Genomic DNA, 9,169 nt, shown 5'->3' on the forward strand with positions numbered 1-9,169 from the left:
TGTCCCTGAGTGACGATACTGGTGTATCGTCCCGGAAGGGGCTGCGCCGCGAGCAATCGGCGCCGGGGATGGACATTTCAGATTTGTGAGGGGGGCGACGGGCGATGCACGGCCTATGGACGAACGATCCGACGCGGCGGAGCCGCCGACGGCGACCCTGGCGCACGGCCGCGCGCAGACGCGACCACCACATGAACCGTCACAGCCACCACCGCAGGCAGGGCGGCCGCCGCAGGAATGCGCACCGGGACCCGCGGGACCCGGGAGCGGCACGATCCGGGAGGCCCCGGTGAACGCGCCGCCCTCCGTGACGACCGTGACGGGCGCCCTGGACGGCGCGGTGCGCGCGCCGCACGCGCCGCTGCCGCCCCGCCTGTCGGCCGCCGGCGACGGATCGCGCCTGGTCCAGCAACTGGTCCTCGCCCTGGTCTGCGGGGCCTACGCCGTCGGCTCCACCTTCAACTGGGGATCGGGCCGTCTCGCACTGATCATGGGCGACTTCGGTCTGAGTGCCGCGGCGGGTACCGCCGCCGTCTCCTGCTTCCTCTACGCCCGCAGCCCGCGGGTCCGCTTCCGTCCGGCCTGGCTGCTGTTCGCGCTCTCTTCGGCGATGGCGGCCCTGGGCAACGCGGTCTGGGGCTGGTACGAGGTCGTCCTGGGGCGGACCGTGCCCAGCCCGAGCTACGCCGACCTGTTCTTCCTGTGCTTCGCGCCCCCCGCCATCGTGGGCCTGCTGGTCCTCGCCAAGCGGCCGGTGACCCGGGCGGGATGGATCTGCCTGGCGCTGGACGCCTGGCTGATCGGCGGCTCGCTGCTCACCCTGTCCTGGAGCCTCGCGCTCGCCCAGGCGGCGCGGTTCGACGGGCCGAGCGTGGCGCACACCGCGCTGTCGCTGGCGTACCCGCTGCTCGACATCGCGCTGGTCAGCATGGTGCTCGCGCTGCACTTCCGCCGCACGCCGGGCAACCGCACGGCGGTCAACACGGCGATCGGAGCGCTGGCACTCACCGTGATGTGCGACGCGCTGTTCACCTCGCCCCTCCTGCACAGCAGCTACCGCTCCGGGCAACTGCTGGACGCGGGCTGGTTCGCCGGCTCGCTGCTGCTCGCCTACGCCCCCTGGTCCGCCCCGCTGCGCCCGGGATCACGGGACGCCGACCGGCACGTACCGGACGGGCACACCCGCGTGGTCCACGAGCACGTGCCCGGACAGCGCGGTCCGAGCCATCCGCACGTCGCGTCCGCACCCGGGGGCGACCACGTCCGCTACCCGGCCGGCGGGCCGCTCAGCGGTTCCCTCGCCGCGCTCACCCCGTACCTCGCCGCCGCCGTGTGCACCCTGGGCATCCTCTACAACGTCCTCAACGGCCGACGGCCCGACCATGTCGTGCTGATCACCGCGGGCGCCGTCGTGCTGGCGCTCGTCATGCGCCAGGGCATCATGCTGCTCGACAACATCACCCTCACCCGGGAGCTGGCGCAGAAGGAGAACCACTTCCGCTCCCTGGTGCAGGGTTCCAGCGACGTCATCATGATCGCCGCGCCCAACGGCATCCTCCGGTACGTCTCCCCGGCCGCCGCCGGGGTCTACGGACGGCCCGCCGAGGAGCTGGTGGGCACCGAACTGGCGGCGCTCATCCATCCGGAGGACCTGGGCTGTGTGGTGCACGAGGTGCGCCGCTTCCTCACCGCCAACCCGCTGGAGGAGGCCACCACGCGCATCGAGTGCCGGTTCCGCTCCGGTGGCGGCGGCTGGCTCAACGTCGAGTCCACCGTCAACCGGCACCACGGCGGCCTGATCTTCAACAGCCGTGACGTCACCGAAAGGGTGCGGCTGCAGGCCCAGTTGCAGCACAACGCCGAGCACGACCCGCTCACCGACCTGCCCAACCGCGCACTGTTCACCCAGCGCGTCCAGCAGGCCCTGTCCGGCCGCCGGGCCACCGACCGGGGCGCCGCCCTGCGCGGCACGGCCGTGCTCTTCATCGACCTGGACGGATTCAAGGCCGTCAACGACACGATCGGGCACCAGGCCGGGGACGAACTGCTCGTCCAGGCCGCCCGCAGACTCCAGGACGCCGTCCGGCAGGGGGACACCGCCTCCCGCCTCGGCGGCGACGAGTTCGCGGCCCTGATCGTCGGGGACGGCACCCGTGACCGTGCCGCCCGGGAGCGGAACATCCTGGAGCTCGCCGACCGCCTCAGGATGACCCTCTCCCAGCCGTACGCCATCGGCGGCAACGATGTCCGGGTCAACGCCTCCATCGGTGTCGCCTTCGCCGAGCCGGGCCTGGGCGCGGGCGAGCTGCTGCGCAACGCCGACCTCGCGATGTACCGCGCGAAGTCGGCAGGCAAGGGCCGCGTCGAGCTGTACAAGCCGCAGATGCAGCAGGACGTCGTACGCAAGGCGGAGCTGGCCACGCGGCTGCGCGCCGCGCTGCACGACGGCGAGTTCGCGCTGCTGCACCAGCCGGTGGTCTGTCTGGAGAACGGCCGGATCGCATCGGTCTCCGCGCAGGCCCGCTGGCGCTCCTCCCAGGGGGTGCTGTTCACCCCGGCCGAGTTCCTGCGGGTGACCGAGGACGGCGACAAGACCGCGGAACTGGAGCGCTGGATCCTCCAGGAGGCGGTGCGGCAGGCCGCCGAACGGGCCGCGACCGGAAGTGTGGTGCCGGTGGCCGTCCGGCTGAGCGCCCGGCGGCTGCTGGACCGCTCGATGCCGCTCGGCTCCGTGGAGGCGCTGCTGACCCGGCACGCGCTGCCGCCCGGCGCACTGGTCCTGGAACTGTCCGACACCGACCCGAGGACATCGCTGGACGAGCTGGAGCGGCGCATGACCGCGCTCAGCCGGCTCGGGGTGCGGATCGCGCTGGACGGCTTCGGCAGCGGCCATGCGGCGATCACGGCCCTCAGGAGGCTCCCCATCGACGTCCTGAAGCTCGACCGCAGCCTGGTCGAGGGCGTGGTGGAGTCCGCACGGCTGCACAAGATCACCAGCGGGCTGCTGCGCATCGCCGGCGATCTCGGGCTCCAGTCCGTCGCCGAGGGGGTGGACCTGCCCGAGCAGGTCGTCGCGCTGCGCGCGATGGGCTGCACCCACGGGCAGGGGATGGCGTTCGCCGGGCCTCTGGACGAGTACCGGCTGCGCCGGGCCCTCGGATCCGGCCACTACCCCGTTCCGCACGCGCCGGCCGAGCCGGCGTTCGCGGGCAGTGCGAGAGAGCCGCAGGGGTGCGTCGGCGTCGAGAGCGCGGCCGCGCTGAGGGGCCCGAGGGCCTGAGCACGGTCGTGGCCTCGACACCGCCGGTGGCGCCCCGGTGGTGAACGAGCTGTGGAAAGGGCCGCGAGGGTGTACACCGGAGGGGTGTCCGCCGTCTTGGGAGGTGGCAGTGCCCTTCGCTCACATAATGAGACTCCCGTCCCACCCACTTGACACGTGGTGCGCGCCGGGGAGAGGGTCAGTGCCATGCGCACCCGAATTCTCGTACTTGGACAGCGCGTCGGCTGAGCTGGGACCCACCGGAGGACGATCCGGAATCCCCAGCGACCTCACCGGCGCGCTCCCCTCGCTTGCCCTATGGCACGAGGGGTTTTTTGTTGCACGAGCACCTTTCGTGCAGCGCTTGAACTCCGCCCGAACCTCGCAAAAACCCTCAGCATCGAGAAGAGAATGCCGATGACCGAGCAGGCCACCGGGGCCCATCCGCAGCCGCGGCCCCGATCCGGAGGACAGCAGTCCGCCCCCGTCGAGCACGTCACGGGTGCGAAGTCCCTCATCCGCTCCCTCGAGGAGGTCGGCGCTGAGACGGTATTCGGCATTCCCGGCGGCGCGATCCTGCCGGCGTACGACCCGCTGATGGACTCCACCCGGGTCCGCCACGTGCTGGTCCGCCACGAGCAGGGCGCCGGCCACGCGGCCACCGGCTACGCGCAGGCCACCGGCAAGGTCGGCGTCTGCATGGCCACCTCGGGACCGGGCGCCACCAACCTGGTCACGCCGATCGCCGACGCGCACATGGACTCCGTGCCGCTGGTCGCGATCACCGGTCAGGTCGCCTCGAAGTCGATCGGCACGGACGCCTTCCAGGAGGCGGACATCGTCGGCATCACCATGCCGATCACCAAGCACAACTTCCTCGTCACCAAGGCCGAGGACATCCCGCGGGTGATCGCGCAGGCGTTCCACATCGCCTCCACCGGCCGCCCGGGCCCGGTCCTGGTCGACATCGCCAAGGACGCCCTCCAGGCGAAGACCACCTTCTCCTGGCCGCCGGTCATGGACCTGCCCGGCTACCGTCCGGTGACCAAGCCGCACGCCAAGCAGATCCGCGAGGCGGCCAAGCTCATCACCACCGCCAAGCGGCCCGTCCTCTACGTCGGCGGCGGCGTCCTCAAGGCGCAGGCCACCGCCGAGCTGAAGGTCCTCGCCGAACTCACCGGAGCGCCCGTCACCACCACCCTGATGGCGCTCGGTGCGTTCCCCGACAGCCACCCGCTGCACGTGGGAATGCCGGGCATGCACGGTGCGGTCACCGCCGTCACCGCGCTGCAGAAGGCCGACCTGATCGTCGCCCTCGGAGCCCGCTTCGACGACCGCGTCACCGGCAAGCTGGACAGCTTCGCCCCCTACGCCAAGATCGTCCACGCCGACATCGACCCGGCCGAGATCGGCAAGAACCGCGCCGCCGACGTGCCGATCGTCGGGGACGCCCGCGAGGTCATCGCCGACCTGGTCCAGGCCGTGCAGAAGGAGCACAGCGAGGGCCACCAGGGCGACTACACCGCCTGGTGGAGCGACCTCAACCGCTGGCGCGAGACCTACCCGCTCGGCTACGACCAGCCCGAGGACGGCTCCCTGTCCCCGCAGCAGGTCATCGAGCGCATCGGGCAGCTCGCCCCGCAGGGCACGATCTTCGCCGCGGGCGTCGGCCAGCACCAGATGTGGTCCGCGCACTTCATCCAGTACGAGAAGCCCGCCACCTGGCTGAACTCCGGCGGTGCCGGGACGATGGGCTACGCGGTCCCGGCCGCCATGGGCGCCAAGGCCGGGCAGCCGGACCGCGCGGTCTGGGCGATCGACGGCGACGGCTGCTTCCAGATGACCAATCAGGAGCTGACCACCTGCGCCCTGAACAACATCCCGATCAAGGTCGCCATCATCAACAACGGCGCCCTCGGGATGGTCCGCCAGTGGCAGACCCTCTTCTACAACCAGCGCTACTCCAACACCGTGCTGCACTCCGGCCCCGACGACATCAACCCGGAGGCCAGGGGCACGCGCGTCCCGGACTTCGTGAAGCTGTCCGAGGCCATGGGCTGCGTGGGTCTGCGCTGCGAGTCCCCCGAGGACCTCGACAAGGTCATCGAAGAGGCGAACTCCATCAACGACCGTCCGGTCGTCATCGACTTCATCGTCCACGAGGACGCGATGGTCTGGCCGATGGTCGCCGCCGGCACCTCCAACGACGAGATCATGGCCGCCCGGGACGTCCGCCCCGACTTCGGCGACAACGAAGACGACTGACCTTCAACAGGCAAGGAAGAGCAGAACACCATGTCCAAGCACACGCTCTCCGTCCTGGTGGAGAACACGCCGGGCATCCTCGCCCGGATCGCCGCGCTGTTCTCCCGCCGCGGCTTCAACATCGACTCGCTCGCGGTCGGCGTCACCGAGCACCCCGACATCTCCCGCATCACCATCGTGGTGGGCGTCGAGGACCTGCCGCTCGAGCAGGTCACCAAGCAGCTCAACAAGCTCGTCAACGTGCTGAAGATCGTGGAGCTGGAACCCGGCCAGGCCGTTCAGCGCGAACTCGTCCTGGTGAAGGTCCGCGCCGACAACGAGACCCGCTCCCAGATCGTGGAGATCGTCCAGCTGTTCCGCGCCAAGACCGTCGACGTCTCCCCGGAGGCCGTCACCATCGAGGCGACCGGCTCCAACGAGAAGCTGTCCGCCATGCTCAAGATGCTGGAGCCGTTCGGCATCAAGGAGCTGGTCCAGTCCGGCACGATCGCGATCGGCCGCGGCGCCCGCTCGATCACGGACCGTTCGCTGCGCGCTCTCGACCGAACCGCGTAAAGCTGAACGCGTAAGGCTGAATACGGGCGGTTCTGCCGCCCGTATGCCGAGACCCCGAAACTTCCCGTCCCCTCACCGGCATACGGTGGGACGCACAACCTGCACACCAAGGAGAGAACCCAAAGTGGCCGAGCTGTTCTACGACGCCGACGCCGACCTGTCGATCATCCAGGGCCGCAAGGTCGCGGTCATCGGATACGGCAGCCAGGGCCACGCCCACGCCCTGTCGCTGCGCGACTCGGGTGTCGACGTCCGCGTCGGTCTGCACGAGGGCTCCAAGTCCAAGGCCAAGGCCGAGGAGCAGGGCCTGCGCGTGGTGACCCCGGCCGAGGCCGCCGCCGAGGCCGACGTCATCATGATCCTCATCCCGGACCCGATCCAGGCCCAGGTCTACGAGGCGTCGATCGCGCCGAACCTGAAGGACGGCGACGCGCTGTTCTTCGCGCACGGCTTCAACATCCGCTTCGGCTTCATCAAGCCCCCGGCCGGCGTCGACGTCGCCCTGGTCGCCCCCAAGGGCCCGGGCCACCTGGTGCGCCGCCAGTACGAGGAGGGCCGCGGCGTCCCGGCGATCGCCGCCGTCGAGCAGGACGCCACGGGCAGCGCCTTCCCGCTGGCCCTGTCGTACGCCAAGGCCATCGGCGGCACCCGCGCCGGTGTCATCAAGACGACCTTCACCGAGGAGACCGAGACCGACCTGTTCGGCGAGCAGGCCGTGCTGTGCGGCGGCACCTCCGCCCTGGTCAAGGCCGGCTTCGAGACCCTGGTCGAGGCGGGCTACCAGCCGGAGATCGCCTACTTCGAGTGCCTCCACGAGCTGAAGCTGATCGTCGACCTCATGTACGAGGGCGGCCTGGAGAAGATGCGCTGGTCCGTCTCCGAGACCGCCGAGTGGGGCGACTACGTCACCGGCCCGCGCATCATCACCGACGCCACCAAGGCCGAGATGAAGCAGGTCCTCACCGAGATCCAGGACGGCACCTTCGCCCAGACCTGGATGGACGAGTACCACGGCGGTCTGAAGAAGTACAACGAGTACAAGCAGCAGGACGCCGAGCACCTGCTGGAGACCACCGGCAAGCAGCTGCGCAAGCTGATGAGCTGGGTGAACGAGGAGGCGTAAGCCTCATGTCAGGGGGTCGGGGCACGCTGCTCCGGCCCCCTTTCCAGCGTTTCCCACCCTGGGCGGCGCCGGGTCAAGGACGACTCGCAGGCGTTGTCCAACCCGTCCAGCCCCGGACGGGTGATACTTCCGCAGCGGCGCAAAACGACGACCGCGGCGCCACTACACTGCTGCACAACATACGCGTCAGGCCCACAGCGTCGTGCGTCTTCCACGCGGCTAGCACCCCTCCACCGCCAGCGGCCGTCGGGACGGCCGTCCGCATTGGACTTGTGAGGACTCACGTGAGCTCGAAACCCGTCGTACTCATCGCTGAAGAGCTGTCGCCCGCCACCGTCGACGCGCTTGGGCCGGACTTCGAGATCCGGCACTGCAACGGAGCCGACCGCGCCGAACTGCTCCCCGCCATCGCCGACGTCGACGCGATCCTGATCCGCTCCGCCACCAAGGTCGACGCGGAGGCCGTCGCCGCCGCCAAGAAGCTCAAGGTCGTCGCGCGAGCCGGCGTCGGCCTGGACAACGTCGACGTCTCCGCCGCCACCAAGGCCGGCGTGATGGTCGTCAACGCCCCGACCTCCAACATCGTCACGGCCGCCGAGCTGGCCTGCGGCCTGCTCGTCTCCACCGCCCGCAACATCTCGCAGGCCAATGCCGCGCTGAAGAACGGCGAGTGGAAGCGCAGCAAGTACACCGGTGTCGAGCTGGCCGAGAAGACGCTCGGTGTCGTGGGCCTGGGCCGCATCGGTGCCCTCGTCGCGCAGCGCATGTCCGCCTTCGGCATGAAGGTCGTCGCCTACGACCCCTATGTGCAGCCCGCGCGGGCCGCGCAGATGGGCGTGAAGGTGCTGTCCCTGGACGAGCTGCTGGAGGTCTCCGACTTCATCACCGTCCACCTGCCCAAGACCCCCGAGACCCTCGGCCTGATCGGCGACGAGGCGCTGCGCAAGGTCAAGCCGAGCGTGCGCATCGTCAACGCGGCCCGCGGCGGCATCGTCGACGAGGCGGCGCTGTACGCGGCGCTGAAGGAGGGCCGGGTCGCCGGCGCCGGTCTCGACGTGTACGCCAAGGAGCCCTGCACGGACTCCCCGCTCTTCGAGCTCGACCAGGTCGTCTGTACCCCGCACCTCGGCGCCTCCACGGACGAGGCGCAGGAGAAGGCGGGCATCGCCGTCGCCAGGTCGGTGCGCCTCGCGCTCGCCGGTGAGCTGGTGCCGGACGCGGTGAACGTCCAGGGCGGTGTCATCGCCGAGGACGTCAAGCCCGGTCTGCCGCTGGCCGAGCGGCTCGGCCGCATCTTCACCGCGCTCGCCGGTGAGGTCGCCGTCCGCCTGGACGTCGAGGTCTACGGCGAGATCACCCAGCACGACGTGAAGGTGCTGGAGCTGTCCGCGCTCAAGGGTGTCTTCGAGGACGTCGTCGACGAGACCGTGTCGTACGTCAACGCGCCGCTGTTCGCGCAGGAGCGGGGCGTCGAGGTGCGTCTGACCACCAGCTCCGAGTCCGCCGACCACCGCAACGTGGTGACCGTGCGCGGCACGCTCTCGGGCGGCGAGGAGGTGTCGGTCTCCGGCACGCTGGCCGGCCCGAAGAACGTCCAGAAGATCGTGGCCGTCGGCGACTACGACGTCGATCTCGCGCTCGCCGACCACATGGTCGTCCTGCGCTACGAGGACCGGCCGGGTGTCGTCGGCACCGTCGGCCGCATCCTCGGCGAGGCGGGCATCAACATCGCCGGCATGCAGGTCGCTCGCGCGGCCGCCGGTGGGGAGGCGCTGGCCGTGCTGACCGTCGACGACACGGTGGGCTCCACGGTTCTGGCCGAGGTCGCGTCGGAGATCGGGGCGACGTCGGCCCGTTCCGTGAACCTGGTCTGAGGTTGCCGGCCTGGGGGGCGCGTCGCCCCCCAGACCCCCTGCTTCGGCCCGGCGTCCTCGTCCTCGAACGCCGGACGGGCCGAGACACGTGGC

Annotated in this window: 5 protein-coding genes; all 5 read left to right on the forward strand. The window is 70.5% G+C overall.

Going from position 1 to position 9,169, the window contains the following annotated elements:
- Positions 1 to 289: 289 nt before the first annotated feature.
- The 5 genes from AB0H32_RS29095 (at position 290) to serA (ending at position 9,076) form a co-directional block, all read left to right on the forward strand.
- A complete protein-coding gene (locus AB0H32_RS29095) occupies positions 290 to 3,280 on the forward strand; it encodes an EAL domain-containing protein (protein ID WP_361126212.1) in 2,991 nt (996 codons plus the stop codon).
- Between the two features lie 396 nt (positions 3,281 to 3,676).
- Positions 3,677 to 5,524, forward strand: a complete 1,848-nt coding sequence (locus tag AB0H32_RS29100; protein ID WP_361126215.1) for an acetolactate synthase large subunit — start codon at positions 3,677 to 3,679, stop codon at positions 5,522 to 5,524.
- Positions 5,525 to 5,554: 30 nt separating this feature from the next.
- A complete protein-coding gene (gene ilvN, locus AB0H32_RS29105; protein ID WP_225823059.1) occupies positions 5,555 to 6,079 on the forward strand; it encodes an acetolactate synthase small subunit in 525 nt (174 codons plus the stop codon).
- Between the two features lie 124 nt (positions 6,080 to 6,203).
- Positions 6,204 to 7,202, forward strand: a complete 999-nt coding sequence (gene ilvC, locus AB0H32_RS29110; RefSeq protein ID WP_361126218.1) for a ketol-acid reductoisomerase — start codon at positions 6,204 to 6,206, stop codon at positions 7,200 to 7,202.
- Positions 7,203 to 7,486: 284 nt separating this feature from the next.
- Positions 7,487 to 9,076, forward strand: coding sequence for a phosphoglycerate dehydrogenase (gene serA / locus AB0H32_RS29115; protein ID WP_361126221.1), 1,590 nt, complete (start codon positions 7,487 to 7,489; stop codon positions 9,074 to 9,076).
- Positions 9,077 to 9,169 lie beyond the last annotated feature (93 nt).

The sequence above is a fragment of the Streptomyces sp. NPDC020362 genome (genome assembly GCF_040642095.1).
Taxonomy (GTDB): domain Bacteria; phylum Actinomycetota; class Actinomycetes; order Streptomycetales; family Streptomycetaceae; genus Streptomyces.

Bases quoted from the DNA above. Each gene is read 5' to 3' on its own strand.
- AB0H32_RS29100 (WP_361126215.1), top strand. From the start codon at position 3,677: ATGACCGAGCAGGCCACCGGGGCCCATCCGCAGCCGCGGCCCCGATCC.
- ilvN (WP_225823059.1), top strand. From the start codon at position 5,555: ATGTCCAAGCACACGCTCTCCGTCCTGGTGGAGAACACGCCGGGCATC.